The 15556-nt window shown below is 70.5% G+C and carries 15 protein-coding genes and 1 pseudogene; 2 read left to right on the top strand and 14 right to left on the bottom strand.

Features of this window, described 5'->3' with window-relative positions; translation table 11 throughout:
- Positions 1-58: 58 nt before the first annotated feature.
- The gene (locus AC6F7H_RS28600) at positions 59-508 is read left to right on the top strand and encodes an amidase family protein (RefSeq protein WP_500762104.1); all 450 of its coding nucleotides are present in this window, start codon (positions 59-61) and stop codon (positions 506-508) included.
- Between the two features lie 87 nt (positions 509-595).
- Here AC6F7H_RS28600 and AC6F7H_RS28605 read toward each other — a convergent pair whose 3' ends face one another.
- The 8 genes from AC6F7H_RS28605 to AC6F7H_RS28640 all read right to left on the bottom strand — a co-directional run bounded on the left by AC6F7H_RS28605 (position 596) and on the right by AC6F7H_RS28640 (position 7139).
- Entirely contained in the window at positions 596-1498 is a 903-nt protein-coding gene (locus AC6F7H_RS28605) for an aKG-HExxH-type peptide beta-hydroxylase (protein WP_500760010.1), read from the bottom strand.
- A 102-nt stretch (positions 1499-1600) separates the two neighbouring features.
- Positions 1601-1759, bottom strand: coding sequence for a hypothetical protein (locus AC6F7H_RS28610; RefSeq protein WP_388279268.1), 159 nt, complete (start codon positions 1757-1759; stop codon positions 1601-1603).
- Between the two features lie 107 nt (positions 1760-1866).
- Complete coding sequence (locus AC6F7H_RS28615) at positions 1867-2760, bottom strand: protein kinase domain-containing protein (protein ID WP_500760011.1); 894 nt, start codon at positions 2758-2760, stop codon at positions 1867-1869.
- A gap of 14 nt (positions 2761-2774) precedes the next feature.
- On the bottom strand, positions 2775-3410 hold the full coding sequence (locus AC6F7H_RS28620; protein WP_500760013.1) for a nucleoside/nucleotide kinase family protein: 636 nt from the start codon (positions 3408-3410) through the stop codon (positions 2775-2777).
- A 5-nt stretch (positions 3411-3415) separates the two neighbouring features.
- Positions 3416-4147 carry a hypothetical protein gene (locus tag AC6F7H_RS28625; protein ID WP_500760015.1) on the bottom strand — a complete coding sequence of 244 codons (732 nt, stop codon included), beginning with the start codon at positions 4145-4147 and terminating at the stop codon, positions 3416-3418.
- Positions 4144-4785 carry a hypothetical protein gene (locus AC6F7H_RS28630; protein WP_500760016.1) on the bottom strand — a complete coding sequence of 214 codons (642 nt, stop codon included), beginning with the start codon at positions 4783-4785 and terminating at the stop codon, positions 4144-4146. The genes AC6F7H_RS28625 and AC6F7H_RS28630 overlap by 4 nt, the downstream gene beginning before the upstream one ends.
- The gene (locus AC6F7H_RS28635; RefSeq protein WP_500760017.1) at positions 4782-6668 is read right to left on the bottom strand and encodes a radical SAM protein; all 1887 of its coding nucleotides are present in this window, start codon (positions 6666-6668) and stop codon (positions 4782-4784) included. The genes AC6F7H_RS28630 and AC6F7H_RS28635 overlap by 4 nt, the downstream gene beginning before the upstream one ends.
- 36 nt (positions 6669-6704) lie before the next feature.
- Positions 6705-7139 (bottom strand): NUDIX hydrolase, encoded by a 435-nt coding sequence (locus AC6F7H_RS28640; RefSeq protein WP_467330461.1) that lies wholly within the window; start codon positions 7137-7139, stop codon positions 6705-6707.
- Positions 7140-7434: 295 nt separating this feature from the next.
- On the opposite strand from AC6F7H_RS28640, the gene AC6F7H_RS28645 reads away from it, so the two are divergent.
- Positions 7435-8748 carry an NsdA family TPR-like regulatory protein gene (locus tag AC6F7H_RS28645; protein ID WP_500760018.1) on the top strand — a complete coding sequence of 438 codons (1314 nt, stop codon included), beginning with the start codon at positions 7435-7437 and terminating at the stop codon, positions 8746-8748.
- 160 nt (positions 8749-8908) lie between these two features.
- Here the strand turns inward: AC6F7H_RS28645 and AC6F7H_RS28650 are convergent.
- From AC6F7H_RS28650 to AC6F7H_RS28675, 6 genes and pseudogenes are all read right to left on the bottom strand, one after another.
- A pseudogene (locus tag AC6F7H_RS28650) lies at positions 8909-9568 on the bottom strand (nucleotide triphosphate diphosphatase NUDT15); the annotation flags it as partial.
- Positions 9569-9585: 17 nt separating this feature from the next.
- Entirely contained in the window at positions 9586-10374 is a 789-nt protein-coding gene (locus tag AC6F7H_RS28655; protein ID WP_500760019.1) for an IS5 family transposase, read from the bottom strand.
- Between the two features lie 244 nt (positions 10375-10618).
- Complete coding sequence (locus AC6F7H_RS28660; protein WP_500760020.1) at positions 10619-11176, bottom strand: class I SAM-dependent methyltransferase; 558 nt, start codon at positions 11174-11176, stop codon at positions 10619-10621.
- Between the two features lie 31 nt (positions 11177-11207).
- Positions 11208-12683, bottom strand: coding sequence for a methyltransferase domain-containing protein (locus AC6F7H_RS28665; RefSeq protein WP_500760023.1), 1476 nt, complete (start codon positions 12681-12683; stop codon positions 11208-11210).
- Positions 12684-12780: 97 nt separating this feature from the next.
- On the bottom strand, positions 12781-14922 hold the full coding sequence (gene fxlM, locus AC6F7H_RS28670) for a methyltransferase, FxLD system (protein WP_500760025.1): 2142 nt from the start codon (positions 14920-14922) through the stop codon (positions 12781-12783).
- A gap of 38 nt (positions 14923-14960) precedes the next feature.
- The gene (locus AC6F7H_RS28675) at positions 14961-15455 is read right to left on the bottom strand and encodes a class I SAM-dependent methyltransferase (RefSeq protein WP_500760027.1); all 495 of its coding nucleotides are present in this window, start codon (positions 15453-15455) and stop codon (positions 14961-14963) included.
- Positions 15456-15556: the final 101 nt, after the last annotated feature.

Here is a 15556-nt window from a genome sequence, read left to right on the forward strand (position 1 = left end):
AGTGCGGCGGCGGACATGCCGCAGTACTCCAGCAGGTCGGCGGAGGGCAGGGGGCGGCCTGGGGCGCGGTAGCCGACCACGCGGACGCGGGCGGCTTCGCCGCCACCGGACGCAGACGCACCGAGCCTGGCTCCGCGCCAACGAAGAGCGCCTCTGGTTTCGGGAGACCTGGCAGCGGTTCTTCGCCGAAGCCGAGCACGATGTCCTCATCACCCCAGCAGCCCCCACCCCGGCGATCCCGGCTAGCAGTCGCACCCTCGTGGTCGACGGCGTCGAACGGAGCTTCTTCGACCAGACCGGCTGGGCCAACCTCACCAGTCACGTCGGTCTGCCCAGCCTGGTCGTACCTGTTGCACAAAACGTGGATGGGCTCCCGATCGGCGTGCAGCTTGTGGGACCGGCTTACTCGGACCCGACTTTGCTTGCAACGGCCGAAGTCCTGGCATCGCTTCTCGGCTGCCCGCCCGACCTCCCAGAAGGCCGGGCGGGCGAGGCTCCTGACCGTTAGATCTCGTTGCCGCGGACCGGTCGCGCGTGAACAGCGTGCTCCGCTTCGCATTGTGGGTGTGGCTGCCGCGCGTATGTGGCACCTGGGTTACAGGGAGAGGGCTTCGGTATGCACGTTCTGCAGGTGCTGCCGGAGGACGGGGTGGGTGATGAGGCCGAGCGCGTTCCTGTGGTCGTCTGCGGTGGTGGCGAGCAGGCGGCGCTGCTGGTCGAGGTAGGAGGCGAGGAAGCGGCGTACGTCTCCGTGGGTCTCGGGCAGGATGCGCGCGGTGTAGATCATGGTGAGAGGGAAGGCCCAGCAGGCGTGGATGAAGCCGAACGCGGGGCGCTGGGTGTTTCTCCAGGGGGAGTGGAACTTCGTGTCCTCACTGATCTTGCACTTGGTGGCGGCCAGGGCGTCGTTGAGCCAGTTGTGTCCGGCTTCGTGGATCAGGTCCCGGGCCAGCACGGTGGGGTCGCCGACGTGGTCGCAGTGGACGGTGCCGGGGAGGCGGGTGATGGCCCAGCTGACGAGGGTGTCGCCGAGGTGCTTGCGCCGTAGCAGGCAGACGACGACCGCGTGGTCCGCCAGGAGTTCGCCGAATCCGGTCTCGGCGGCGGTGGCGTAGGCAGCCGAGGCGAGGTCGAGCTCGTCCGGCGGGGCGGCGGTGGTTCTGGGACCCAGGACGTAGTACGAGGTGTCCGAGAGCGATGAGCGCGGCATACGGCTCGGGTCGGGCGAGACGACGATGCGGGGACCGACGGCGGTCGGCGTGGACAGGGCCGGCCCGTTCGCGTCGGGGTGGGCCTGGTACCAGTGGAAGGCGCTGGTGTCGCCGGTGCGGGCGGCGCTCTCGGCGCCTTCGAGGGTGTGGTGGGCCAGGCAGTAGGCATCAGCCGGCCGCTCGTCCGAAGGGGCGTCGGTCTGGAAGAGGCTGTGGATCTGCCGGGTGCGGTCCTGGTGCAGGGTCTGGATGGGGGAGAAGGCGAAGCCGAGAGCGGGTGCGGGCACGAGTGGTCCTTCCGGCTGCGGTTGGGTCTGGGGCCGGACCGGTGGATCCGGCCCCAGGGTTGCTACCGGCGGGACGCCGCCGGCGTATCAGTGAGCGTCAGCTCAGACGTCGGTGCCCTCGGGGGTGGAGGCCGGCTCGGCGGCGGTCCAGCCCTCGGCGGAGACGCTGGAGGTGTGGGCGGTGGCGCGGACGGTCTCCTCGCCGTCGCGCAGGCTCTCCACGGCGGCGAGGAAGGACTCGGGGGTCCGGTTCTCGGTCATGATGGGCTCGTCCTCTCGGTGATGGGGGATGGTGGTTGTCGTGTGCTCGGAGACCGGGCGGGGGCGATCGGGCGCAAGACACTGCGGTCCCTCCTTCCAGGGGTGGGCTACTGGCCGCGGCGCGGTTGCGGCGCGGGAGTCGGTCCGGCCGCCTGCCGGAGGCCGTCGCGCAGCTCAGTCATCTCGGGACGGTCCTTGGGCTCGGACGCGAGCGCCCCGGCGAGCAGTGGGCGCAGCGAGGCTGGCGCGGAGTCCAGGCGGGAGTGCCCGTGGCGCGGGATATCCCCGCACACGAAGCGGTAGGCGAGGATCGCGAGGCTGAACACGTCGGCGGCCGGGGTGGCCGTGCTGTAGGCGGAGGCGTACTCCGGTGGCCAGTGGACCTCCGGTCCGCGCCCCGCGGGACCGCGGGGCGCGGTGGTGCGCCGGGCGGCGCCGAGGTCGGTGATCAAGCCCTGGCCGTCGTGGACGAGGACGTTCTCCTGGTACACGTCGCGATGCACGATGCCGCGCTCGTGTAGCTGGGTGAGGCCGACCGCGACATCGGCCAGGATGCTCAGGCCGGTGGTTGTGGACTTCTGGTCGTGCGGGCCCACGAGCCAGGAGCGGAAGCTGCCGCCGGGGCAGTAGGGCATGGTGTACCAGTCGAACCGGTCGGTGGTTCCCTCTTCCAGCAGCGGAACGACGTGCTTGGTTCCCGTCGCGGTTCTGGCGACGCTGATCTCGTGCCGGAAGTCCTCTCGGGCGAGGGCGCGCTCGTCCGAGGTCATCTCGGTGTACCAGTAGAAACCGTACGCGGCCAGCCGGTCTTCCTCGTCGAGTTCGGCGAGGACGTGGTTGCTGCCGAACCCGGCCTTGAGGACCACCGGCGCGCTGTCGCCACGGCTGACGAGGACCAGAGTGCTGGCGCGGGTGAAGGAAAGCAGGTTGTTGACGCGCCATCCGTCGGCGCCGAGCTGGTCGAGGACCCAGGCGGCGGGGTGCATGGGGTGCAGGCTCACAGCGGGGCGCTCCTCTATATGTGTGCCGCCGGTAAGGCGGCTCGGCGAAGGTGGGACAGGCACGTGGCGATGAGCGCGTCCAGGTCGGTGCCGGCGTCGCAGGGATGCCGCAGGACGGGCAGCCCGGTCTTCTCCGTCCACGCGTCGGCGGCCTGCTCGTACAGGCCGGCGAGGCGTGCGGCGGTGGGCGGGTCCTCGCCGAAGCGGCGTTGCGTGGCCCGGTGGGAGAGGCGTTCGTGGCACAGGCTGGGCGGTGTGGTCAGCAGGATGGTCAGTTCCGCGCGGGCGGCGCGCACTTGGGCGAGCTGCTGGACGCAGTCGGTCACGGGAAGGTCGTGGACCAGGGAGATCAGGCACGCGGTCGACAGGGTGAGCCGGTCGGCGACGACGTGACCGAGGGCGAGGGCAGGGGCGAGGTTGTGGCGGCCGTGCAGGTCCAGGTCGCGCCGTGCGGCGGCCATCGCCTCCGCGCTGTCGGCCGCCCTGCTGCCGAAGCGCAGGCGGACGATCGTCCGGGTCGCGGGCAGCGACAGCCAGGAGAACTGGCCGATGTGTCCCAGAGGCAGGTCCTCGGCCCGGGCGGCGGCGAGGAGCCGGTCGCGCAGGGTGCTCTTGCCCGCTCCGGATATGCCCTCCACAGCCAGCAGCACCCCCTTCACCGCTCGCCGTTCTCGGCGGTCAGCCAGCTGATGAACTTCGCGCACCGGCCGCGGACCACCGGCTCGGTGCCGTGGGCCAGTTGGGAGCCGTACAGCAGGGCGGTGCCCGGGGCAGGGCTCACGCTCCAGCGGGTCCGGGGTATCTGGGCGAACCAGTCGGCGGAGTGGTCGACGCCGTCGTGCGCCAGCCACATGCCGGGCGCGTACCCGCTGCCGGACGCCTGGCCGATGCGGGTGTTCCACAGGCGGCTGCTGGAAGAGGTTTCGACGTAGAACGCACCGCCGGCCTCCGCCTCGTTGATCACCACGCTGATGCCGGCGATCTGCCGGGGCCAGGCGAGCGGGTCGGGGGCGATGCCGTCGAGGTGGGCGGTGATGTGCTGCCCGGGCCCGTACTCGACGTATGTCCACGGCCGGCACGTCGTGATCGAGGGCATGACACGGGACAGGGCGTGGCGGGCGCGGTCGAAGGCGTCCTGGAGCAGTTGCTCGGCCTGCTCGGGGATCTTCGGGACCTCCACCCGCCCGGCCGGCTCGTACACAGCCATCGCGTGCTCGGGGGTGTGGCCGGGGATCTCGTGGATGGAGCTGGTCCGCTGCTCACCAAAGTGCCTTCGGCGTTCCCCGGTGAGGAAGGTACGCATCACGGTGGCGAGCTGTTCTCGCTCGTCGGGGGTGAGGAAGCCCTCGACGCTTCCGCTGGTGACGGTCTCGGCGATGTGGATCACGAAGGTGTCCTCCTCAATTCGAGCACGCGGCGGACGTCGCCCAGGCCGGTGCAGTGGTTGAGCCAACTGGCCACGGGCGCCTGGATGGTGGCGGCCGGGTCGGCCCACAGTGCCAGCAGCTCTCCGGTCAGCGGCAGCTCGCCCACGCCGGGCAGGCTCGCGGTGGCCGGCGGCTCGGCAGCGAGCCGGTCCAGCACCGTGCACGACGTTCCGTGCTGGGCGGCGAAGACCCGCCCCATCCGGTCGGCCGCCGCGCGTCCGCAGCCGTCCACGAGCCGGGCGTCCGGATCGCTCTGGTGGTAGGCGCGGTGCTCGGTAGCCGCCCAGCCCCTCCCAAGCGCCGATGCGGCCGAGGCGATGCGGCAAGTCGCGCAGCACGTCTCCGAAGCGTGCGGGCAGGGCCGGTGGCTTTCGGGCAGCTCGGTCGCGACTTCCGCCAGGGCACCCCACGCGGAGCCCTTCAGCGCCGTGGCGAGGGACAGGGGCCTGGGGAACCGGTGGTTGCAGCACACCGGTCCCGGCGCCGACGTCAGTCCGGTACCCGGCAGTTCGGGTGCGATGAGCAGCACGTGGAAGTACACGATGCGCCCGAGGAGCTGGTGGACGGTCAGCGCGTCCGGGATCCGGGCAGCGGTCACCTCGGCACCCCCGCGGGCAGGGACGCCTTCGGCGAGGGGTCGGGGCAGGCGCATTCGTACCCGGTCGGCCGTTCGCGTCCGAGTGCGTCCGTGACAACCTGCGTCGCTTCGTCCACGGCCGCGAAGTAAGCGGGCCAGTCGTGTCCTGGGGTGGGCAGCAGGATCAGGTCCAGTACGGGGACGCTGCGCCCGCTGTTCTCGCACTCCAATTTGGCACGCCCCAGCGTCACCTGGACGGAAGCGGGCAGGATGGGGGCGGCGGCGGTGGCCGCGCGGCACAGGGCGGAGGCCACGCGGGCGTACTCCGCGCGGTCGCGCGGGAGGATCCCGATCCGGCGTTCGACGGGGGCCATGTCGAGGCCGTCGTACGGGTGGCCCTGGCAGCTGTCGTACGTGACGCAGTTCCACAGGCCGGTGACGGCGTCGACCAGCGGGCGGACGCCGGCCTCGATCGCCAGGTGCCACTGGGGGTGGGACGGGTCGATGTCGTCGGCCTCGTGGATGCCCGGCTCACCTACGGTGTTGATGTTGCCGTACGCGCTGGTGTGCAGCCGCACCGGCAGGCGCGCCGCGTCGACGCGATTCCACCGAGCGAGGAAGCCGCTGATGTCTCGCATGCTGTTCGGTATCCGCGGGCGCCAGCGGGCCGTTCGACACCAGGCACCGTCGGTATGAGCGGGCTGGGCGAGCAGGGCCGCGATCCCGTCGATCATCCGCATGCGGTAGTCGCAGTACGCGTCCTGGTCCCCGGCCTTCTCGTAACGCCACCGGGTGGCGATGCAGCCCCCGCCGCACGCCGAGCGGTACGAGCAGCTGGTGCACCGTCCCATCAGGTCCTTGCCCTGGTTCAGTAACGGGAGCCGACGCTGGGCGGTGGCGATCTCGGACTCTTCCGTGACCTGGTCGAGGCGGGTGAGCTGGGCCTGGGGCCAGGGGAGTTCGTCGCAGCTGCCCAGCCGACCGTCGGGGTAGAGCGTGAAGACGTGATCGCACTTCAGGTTGGAGAAGTGGCAGAACCCGGACCCCAGCCCCCGAAGGCGGCGGATGGTCGACACCGCCGGTTCCAGCTTTAGCCGGGTGTAGTACCCGGCTTCGATCCACCGGGCCGTGGCGGCGAGGACGAACTCGGCGTACTGCTCCGGGCTGATCGCCCAGGCGGGCCCGCCTTCGGCGCCGACGGCCGTCTGCTGGAGCTGCCGGCTCACCGGGAGACGGCGCCCGGAAGCCGCGGTGGGCCGCTGGACAGCGGTGTCGAAGCAGGGGACGAAGCTGATGGCATTGACCGCCTCGAACCCGGCCAGGTGGTCCAGCACCCGCGCGGCGCGGCCGAGTACGGCCGGGGTGACCGCGGCGATCACCCCGGCCTTGCGGCCCCGTGCGGTTAGGAGCCGCAGGGCGGCGGCGACCTTCGGGTACACCGGCTCTCCGTCGTAGCCGATCCTCCAGGAGTTGCCCTCGGCGTCCCCGTCCAAGGAGATGCCGATCTGCAGCCCCGGGTACAGGCTGTCGAAGAGGTCCAGCCACTCGTCATCCAGCAGGACGCCGTTGGTCTGTATCGAGACGCGGACCACCGCCTGCTGCGCGGCGAGCTCGCGCAGCACCTCGGCGACGTGCTCGCGGCCCGCCGTCAGCGGCTCGCCGCCGTGCAGCTCGACCGCGAGGTGTCGGCCCGGGAAGATCTCGGCCAGGCGTCGAACCTGGCCGGCGCCGATCCGCGCTCCTCCCGGGGCCTCCTTGCGCTTCTCGTAGCAGTACAGGCAGTCGATGTCGCAGGTCTCACCACGCAGCTTCAGAATCACCGACACGGCGCTGGGGGCGTCTTCGGTGTCCAGGCTGCGGTACAGCTCGTCGATCGGGCCGTGCCGGCCGGTGGTGCTGAGCATCGGCTGCCTCCGTGATGGCTAGGGCCGGATGGGTAGTCAGTCGTACAGGTGGCCGAGCAGGGCGCCCTGCCCGGACTGGAGCACGTGCGCGGTCTCCAGCGGGATCCAGAAGCACTCGAACCGGGTGGGCTCCTGCTTCCCGTCGTGGTCCTCCTGGCTGGGCCACCGGTCCGGGGTCGGCTCGGCGAGCTCTAGGAGGAAGACGTGCCGCTCCTGGATCTCGGGCCGGTACGGCGTCATGTCGTACGTGGTCACGCCGACCTTCCGCACGATCTTGAAATCGTGCAGGCCGGTCTCCTCGCGGGCCTCGCGCAGCGCCGCCGCCTCGGGCTCCTCGCCCTCGCGGACGCTGCCGGCCGGCACCTGGACGCCGACCTCCTCCCACGGGAAGTCGGTGTGGCGGTGGACGAGCAGGCTTCCGTCACGCACGACGTAGCACAGGACCTTGGCCTTGGTGATCTTCTCAGGCATGAGTACACCCCTCACGGGATCGGTTAAACAGGCTGGTGATGGATCGCGTCCGCCGACTGCACCCGGGCTGTCGGTCGGAACGGAGGGGGCTGAGCTTAGGGCTGGCGGCGAGCCCCTCGACGACGTCGCAGCGAGCGTGTGCGAGCGCATCTTCCAGAGCCGCTTCTGCCGCTCGGGCAGGTATTTGAGGATCCATCAACTGTGCGTATCCGCACAGAGTTTGCCGGGAGTCCCGCAGGAGTCCCGCTGCATCGAAGCAAGGGCGAAGGGAGGTGGACGGTGCTTTGATGTCGAGGTGGACCAGTTCACCCACCCGCTCACGTACGCCCGGTCGCAACGAGGGCTGACTCGCCCTGACCTGGCGGCCAAGATCCGCGCTGCCGCAGCCCGCCGGGGCCTGCGCTCGGGCACCGACAAGGCCCGGTTGCGCAAGTGGGAGGTCCTGGGTGTGACTCCGGACGCCGACAACCAGCACTATCTTGCCGAGGCCCTCGGCATGCCGGCTGACGCGGTCGACCCGGGGAACTGGCCGAACTGGCTTCACTGGGACGAGTCGGGCGTCGTCGCTCTCGGTCCCGCCAGCACAGTGCCCGCCCTCCGGGAGGCCCTCATCAGCACCATGGACCGCCGTGCCTTCCTCACCGTTTCGGGCACCGTCCTGACCGGCCTTGCCGCCGCCTGGGCGGACACCGGGGTGGTGCCCGCCCTCGCTGCCGCCGGCGGTGCCAGAAGCGTGGGGGACGATCTCGTCACCATGCTCGAAGACAGCACCCGCAAGCTCAGCTCGGTCGCCACCGAGCAGCGCCAGCACCTGGCCATGCTCCTCGATGCCCACCTCGCGACGGTCACCGATCTCATCGAGCACGGCCGCTTCACCCGGCTGATCGGCAACCGCCTGCACTCGCTGGCAGCCTCCCTCTCCCAGACCGTCGCGTGGCATCGCTTCGACCACGGTCTGCACACGGCGGCAACCAAGCACTGGGTCGCCGCCCTGCACAGCACCCACGCCACCGGCGACCACGACATGGGCGCCGCCATGCTCGGGGACCTGGCCTACCAGGCAGCCTGGCGCCAGGACCACACCACCGCCGTCGGCATCCTCACCCACGCCCTCACCCGCACCGAGCACCCCGCCGCGAAGTCCCTGCTCAACCTGCGCCTGGCCCGTGCACTCGCAGTCCAGGGCAACGGCAAGGATGCGCGGCGAGCCCTCACCGTGGCCGAACAACTCCTGGGAGCGTCGACCACCCGGCCCTTGCCGCCCTGGTGCTCGTGGATGTCCGAGGCCGACCTCGCCGTCGACTCCGGCCAGTGCCTCCTCGATCTCGGCGACACCGCCCGCGCCCACCAGCTGATCACCGAAGGGCAGGCCCTGCTGCCTGCGGCCCGCGACAAGACCCGAGGCGTCTTCCTCGCCTACCAGGCCGCCAGCCACCTCAAGCTCGGCGAACCGGAACTCGCCGCAGCCGCCGCCGGCGAAGCCTTGGTGCTCGCCCGCCGAATCAGCGCCCCACGCTGCGAGCATTTGGTCCAGGACCTCGTCCCCCAGTTCCAGCGAGTGCACGCCGCAGAGGGAGTCGACGCGCTCCTGACGCTCGCAGCGGCCTGACGTGTGCGTCCTGGTCGATCGCGCCCCGCAAGCGGCAGGATGAGGAGTGAGAACACCGGTGAGTAGCGCGGGGCCGGTCACGTGGTGCTGTCCGTCTTGCTCGCGGTGCGCTGCTGGAGCTGCCACAGGGACCGGAACAGCCCGGGCTCGCGGGTGGATGTCATGCCACGCCGCCCATCGGCGTGGAGGGCGATGGGCCGTAGGCGAAGGGCGTGAAGTGCGCGGGGGTGTGGTCGATGGGCAGGTCGGGATGCCAGGCCGTCAGGATGTGTGCACTGCACACGAACAGACCGTCGGGAAGCTGATCCAGGGGATACCAGGCCCAGTCGCCGACGCTTTCGTCCGGCTGCCGGGTCGGCTGTCCCCGCCAGGCGTGAACGAGGGCACCCACCGTGACCCGAAGGACATCTTCGACGTGGTCGACGAGCGTTCCCAGGAGCCTGACGTCGGCAGGGCGGGCGATCAGGCCGGTCTCCTCGCGGAGTTCGCGGACTACCGCGGCTTCGAGGGATTCCCCGGCCTCGACGGTTCCGCCGGGCAGTTCGAGGGTGCCGCGACGATGGCGGCCCAGGAGCAGTCCCTGCGCGCTGAGGAGGATCGCGCCGACACCCACGGCCGCGTGCGCCTGCGGTGGCTTGACGCTGCGGGGGCGGCTGGAAACCCGCGCCGGCCGGTCGGGCAGGCGTCGGGCCCGGATGAGCTGCTGGATGACCGGGGCGCTTTCCTCGGGGTGGTGCAGCAGGTCGATGGCCTCGACACGGAAGCCGTACTCGGTGAGCAGGTCCTCCCACAGCTGCGGTGCGAGGACCCACATCTGAGAGCCCGTGAACAAACTGATCATTTCCGGTGTTTGGCGTCCTTCGTGCCCGCCAGGCGCCGTGACATCAGCATGATCATGGACCACTTGACCATGGCTTCGTGGTGCTCGGGTAACCGTTCGTAGTCGCGTACGCAGCGGCGGCGCTGGAAGATCCACGACAGCGTGCGCTCCACCACCCACCTGCGTGGCAGGACCACAAAGCCCTTGACGTCGTCGTTGCGCTTGACGATCTCGATCGTCAGCCAGAGCTTCTTCTTGGCCCAGGTGACGAGTTTCCCGGCGTAGCCGCCGTCGGCCCAGACCAGACTGATCGATTCGAAGAGGTCACGCAGATGCGCCAGTGCGGGACGGGCTCCGTCACGGTCCTGCACGCTCGCGCTGGTGACCATGACGACCAGGAGCAGGCCGATCGTGTCCACGATCACGTGGCGCTTGCGGCCCGCCACCTTCTTGCCCGCGTCGTACCCGCGGCTGTCGGCACCGACCGTCTCCGCTGCGCGTACCGACTGCGAGTCGATGATCGCAGCGGTCGGGTCGGTGTCCCGGCCCTCGGACCGGCGGACCTCGTCGCGCAGGTCATTGTGGATGGCGTCGACGCTTCCGTCCTGCCACCACCGGGTGAAGATCGTGTGCACCGTGCGCCAGTGTGGGAAGTCGCCCGGCAGATTGCGCCACTTGTTGCCGTTGTCCGCGACGTAGAAGATCGCATCCACGATCAGCCGGCGGCAGTACTCCTCCGGCCGCCCGCCGTTGCCGTCCAGCCACGCCGGCCACGGCAGCACCGCTGCGATGACCTGCCACTCCACGTCCGTGGTGTCCGAGGTGTAGCGGCGGGGCCGGGCCGGGTGACGGCGGCCGTGACCGAACCGGCAGGCCAGGCACGGACAGTCAGCTTGCCCATTCGGGGCGACAGCGGGGGCGGCAGGGGCGTACAACGGCATGACAGGACCTCTTGGCGCGACTGGGCTTCGACACCGCAGTTGCTACCAAGAGGTCCTGGCCGTGCACGTCACTTCGCCGATTCCCACCCGCCCTCGACGATCAGTTTGTTCACGGGCTCTGAGTCGGCAAGGGGGGATCTTCGCGCAACAGGATCATCTGCTCGCGCGGTGCCAGTTCCGTGGACGGGCCGCGACCGTGCAGGTCGGTGTGCAGGAACGAAAGGATCAGCGGCGCGCCAGGGTGCAGACCGTCGCGCAGTGCGGGCAGCACGCGGTGCGGGTCGATGAAGGCCAGGGTGCCGATGGCGTACGCGGCGTCGAACGGTTCGGACTGGGCGAGGTATTCGGCCACATCTCCGTGCGTGAATTCCACGCCCGGCACATCCGCGTGCGTGGAGACGGCACGCTCGTGCTGGGTCGGCGACAGCTCGATCCCGGTGACGCGAGCGCCGTGGACCTGGGCGAGATGCACGGCGTGGTGGCCGGCCCCGGAGCCGATGTCCAGGACACGCCGGCCGGTGATGTTGCCGAGGACTTCGACACCCGGTCCGCCCCCCTCCCAGGGCGTCCAGGCCAGGTGGTCGGGGATGGGCGGCATGTAGCCGCGAGCCAGCTGGCGCCGGCCGTAGATCTTCCAGGCTTGGGTGTTGATGTCCTCGACGGGCACGGTGTCTCCTCGGTGGGCAGCGTGACGCGGATCAGGTATGCGTGATGAGGTAGGCCGGGCCTTCGCCGCGCCGGGCTCGTTCGATGGCGTCGAGACGGGCGAAGGCCAGGGGTGCCATCAACTCCTGCCAGTCGGCAAGGTCGTGGACGGCCCACATGTCGTGCTCGGCCGGATCGAGGCGGATCCGGCGGAGTTGGTCCGCGCTGAGTCGGCTTCCGTCGAAGATGAGACCCACCTTGTTCAGGGGCATCCGGGGCCCGGCGTGCAGGAAGTGCGTCAGCAGCAGCCTTGGCGTTTCCGGGCCGAGTTCGAGACCGGTCTCTTCGACCGCTTCGCGTCGGGCGGTCTGGAGTGGGTCCTCCCCTTGAGCGTCGAGGTTGCCGCCGGGGAACTGCCAGAGCCGGGATCCGTAGACCGAGCGCAGTTGCACCGGCCGATCGTGCTCGTCACGGATGTACAGGCAGCCGTACACCGTATGGTGGGGAACGGTCTGCGCGTACTGCGATGGTGTCATCGGCATGGGACGGCCGGGCCGTGCGGGACGGTGGTCGAACTCGAGGGCGAGAGCGCCGAGCGCCTCCTTGGCCGGCGGGTAGATGCCCCGGAGGTTGGCGAGCAGTTCCTCGCGCAGGCTGTCCGGGTCGATGCGGGCGGGGTCCTCCGCGCTGAGCAGGTCCTTGAACGAGCTGTACGTGGTGATCCGCTTCACGACGATGTCGAGTTCCCGGTCGCTGTCCCGGTCGTGGAAGACGATGGCGTCCCCGACTTCGACGGCCGCCTTCTCGTGGGTGGCCACGCGGACCTCGATCGTCTTGCGTCCCGACTCCACCTGCGCGTAGTAGCGCCCCAAGAGGTGGAAGTGATGCCGACGCCGGGGGGTGTCTCCTTCCCCGTTGTGTGCACTCGACGGTGTGTGCTGCGCTGTGACGTGCGGGGCGGTCTCGTCCTGGCGTGGCCCACGCAGGACGAGAAAGACCAGCCCGTCGGCGTCGTGCCGCTCCGCCGCCGCCCACCGGCTCTGCAGGCGGGCAAGCTCGTCCTCGGCGAGGGCGATAGCGCGCCGTTCGGCGGGGGTGTCGACGGCGAGCGGGGTGATGATCACGAGGGTGCCGCCCGGCCGCAGCCGCCGGCCCAGCGCGTCCAGGGTGTGGTCGCGGGAGCTGAGGAACGGAGCGACGAATCGCAGGGTGATCAGGTCGTAGCCGTCGCCGTGCAGAGCGGCCCCGTCGTCCTCCTCGACGTCGAGACGGAGCCATCGAGCGGCCCCGCCGTGGCGGGAGCCGGCTTCGGCGAGGGCGGTCTCGGACCAGTCGACGGCGTCCACGGTGTACCCGGCCGAGGACAGGTGTGCGGCGAGTTCGCCGGTCCCGCACCCGACATCGAGAGCCCGTCCGTCGGCAGCAGGCGGCACACGTGCGGCGAGCAGCGAGCGTTCGGCGTCGGTGAGCGGCCGGTAACGGCGCCCTTCGGTGTAGCCGCGGTCCCATTCTTCCTGCGTGGTGAACATGTGCGGAAACACGCCCTTCTCGATAGCGGTGCTGGGGACGGCAGGGCAGCGGAACCCGCTGGTAGCCGCCTGGGCCGGTCGCTCGTGCGCGGCCCCGTCAGGACCAGCCCATGGGGGTGTAGAGCGTGCCGCGGGAGATGGCGGCCAACGCGACGCGTGTGTATTCCACGATGGGCCCGGGCAAGGCGTCCAGCGGCCACCAGCGCCATTCGGTGCAGCACTCCGGCTCGTGTACGAGGGGCTCTCCTGCCCAACGGGAGGGCGCGAAGAAGAATTGGACCCGCGGGGTCGGGCTCCCGGGGTCGAGCAGGTCGAGGACGTGCACGAGCGACAAGTCGCTTTCCGGGATGTGGAGTCCGGTCTCTTCCTCCGTTTCCCGGACCATGCAGGTGACGGCGGATTCCATGTCTTCGCGGTGGCCGGCGGGCAGGTGCCAGGTCGACGGCGCGAAGGCGCTGCTCGGGTGGCGTTTACCCAGCAGGACTGCCCCGTCCCGAATGAGGACGAGGTGGGCGCCGATGATGCTGCGGCTGCGGCTGCGGTGATCGCGGGGTTCGCGGACTTCCACCACGGGAAGCGTGCCGTCGCGGCGGCCACGTGGCTGGTGCGCGTTGTGGTGGGCGCGCAGGACCGCGGCGGTGCCGGGGTCCATGGTCATCTCGGCGATTTCCTCGATGCGGGTCCAGCGCAGCTGGATGCCCTCGCGCAGTTCGATCTCGTGCGCGGGGGTGTTCAGCGTGCCGTGGTAGACACGCACGCGGCCCTTGAAGGACCCGCTCGCATCCAGCGTGTCCAGCGTGACGAAACCCGCCAGGTCCGGGATGGCGAGCCCGATCTCCTCGTCGAGTTCGCGCACGATGGCCTCGTCGCACGTCTCGCCCTTCTCGGTGTTGCTGCCGAGCAGGGCCCACTGCCCCGGGCGCCAGATCGGCTTGTTCGCCGACCGAAGGTGGAGCAGGTAGCGGCCCTCGTCGTCGGTGAGCAGGGCCGCCGTGCCGGGAACGATCGGCCAGTCGATTGCGACGCGGGTGTGCTTCTTGACGAAGAGGTGCGGATCGTCGGTCGCGGGACCGTCGTCGGCCAGGGGGTGGACGGTGATCCGCGGGCAGAGGGCGGCGCGATGGTTGCGCTGCCAGTGCTGGACCTGTTCGGCCATCTCCTGGGCGGCTAGGTGGCCGTGGGGACCGTAGCCGTGGACGACCAGCTCGTACAGGCCGTTGCCGTCGTCTCCGTCGGAGATGCGTTCGGTGGCCAGCCGCGCGAGGGAGGCGCCGCGCACGGTCGCGGCGCCGGGCCAGTGCCGGGGCGGCGGGTTGAGGACTCCGTTGTCGCCGTCGGGGTCGACCGAGAGGCGGCAGAAGCCGGGCAGGGCGCCGGCCAGGTAGAGGGTGAGGGCGTCGAAGGGCTCCTGGCCGCCGACGGTGACGTGGGTGTGCGCCACGACCGGTTCGCGGGTGAGGGCGGGTGCGAGCTGGTCGACGGGCAGTGGGGTGCCGTCCTCCCAGGACAGATGGACGCCGGTGCCCGGGACGGTGCGCCGGTTTGCGTTCCAGGCGCCGGCGCCCTGCATGGCGACGAAGCCGCAGACGATGAGCGGCTCGTCGCTGTCCAGGGCCCCGTCGCGCTTGGTGAAGCCGATGGCCCACGTGTACTGGTGCAGGCGGAGCGGGGCGACGAGGCGTCCGCCGTCGGCGACAGCGTCGATCCAGGGAAGGTCCCAGGTGTCGACGGTGACCAGGATGGTGTCGAAACCGCCGTCCGGCACGATGTCGGTGGGCAGGTGTTCGGCATCGGCGGTGACCACGCGGACGCGGCCGTATCCGGCTTCGGCGAGGAATCGGGCGGCGTGGTCGGTGACGGCCGGGTCGATGTCGAGGGTGGTGACGCTGCCGGTGGGGCCGACGAGTTCGGCGATCAGGGCGGCGTTGTAGCCGCCGGAGCCGATCTCCAGGACGCGGTGGCCGGGCCGGATGCGGGCGGCTTCGAGCATGTCGGCCTGCAGCCATGGCGCGGACACGGAACTGATGATTCGACCGTCGGCTGTGTGGCGGGTGGGGATGATGTCGTTGGCGTACGCCTTGTGGATCGGGACGTCGGGGGCGAAGGCGTGCCGGGGCACGGTGCGGAAGGCGTTCTCGACCGCGGCGGTGCGGATGTGGCCGGCTGCGTGGAGTTGGTCGGCGAGCCGGCGGCGTGGCTCGCTCGCTTCGTCGAGTTCGGTGGCGGGCGGAGTCGTCACGGTGGGCCTTTCGGATGGCGAAGGTGAAGCGGGCGAGGTCAGGGGCGCAGGGCGAAGCAGTGGTACGACTCGTCGAGCTGTGTCACGTCCGCACGGCTCCAGCCGGCGGTGAGGAGTTCCACCTCTGTGACCTCGATCTCCCACGGTTTGGCCTCGTCGTGCCGGGGGCTGCGTACGGAAGTGGCCACCCAGAAGATGCCGCCTGGGGCGAGGAGTTGCCGTACCCGGGACAGGAAGGCGTGCTTGTCCTGGACCCAGCGGTAGACCAGTCGGCAGGTGATGAGCGTGAACGCCGGTTCGGGCAGGTCGGCCAGGTCGTCGGTGTCGAAGTCGAAGTGCCTGAAGTCAAGGCCGGGGTGCTCGCGACGGGCGGCGGAGAGCGCGCTGGGTGCGCAGTCGATCCCGGTCGGCCGGTAGCCGAGTTCGGCGAGGGCCTGCACGAGTGCCCCGTCGCCGGAGCCGATGTCGAGGGCCGGCCTCCCCCGGCCGAGGCCTACGTGCCGGTTCAGGGCTTCGTGTTCCGGCGCGTCCATGCTCCGGTAGCGGCGGCCGGATTGCCACAGCGGCTCCCAGTACGCGCCGGCCTCGCCTGCTTCGTACGCTCCGCTTGCTCGGGCGTCTTGTGACGTGTGGA

It is taken from the genome of Streptomyces sp. MMS24-W38, assembly GCF_059889265.1.

Coding starts and splice junctions, on each gene's coding strand:
- AC6F7H_RS28610 (WP_388279268.1), bottom strand. CDS start 1,759: ATGACCGAGAACCGGACCCCCGAGTCCTTCCTCGCCGCCGTGGAGAGC.
- AC6F7H_RS28635 (WP_500760017.1), bottom strand. CDS start 6,668: ATGCTCAGCACCACCGGCCGGCACGGCCCGATCGACGAGCTGTACCGC.
- AC6F7H_RS28640 (WP_467330461.1), bottom strand. CDS start 7,139: ATGCCTGAGAAGATCACCAAGGCCAAGGTCCTGTGCTACGTCGTGCGT.
- AC6F7H_RS28665 (WP_500760023.1), bottom strand. CDS start 12,683: ATGTTCACCACGCAGGAAGAATGGGACCGCGGCTACACCGAAGGGCGC.
- AC6F7H_RS28675 (WP_500760027.1), bottom strand. CDS start 15,455: ATGGACGCGCCGGAACACGAAGCCCTGAACCGGCACGTAGGCCTCGGC.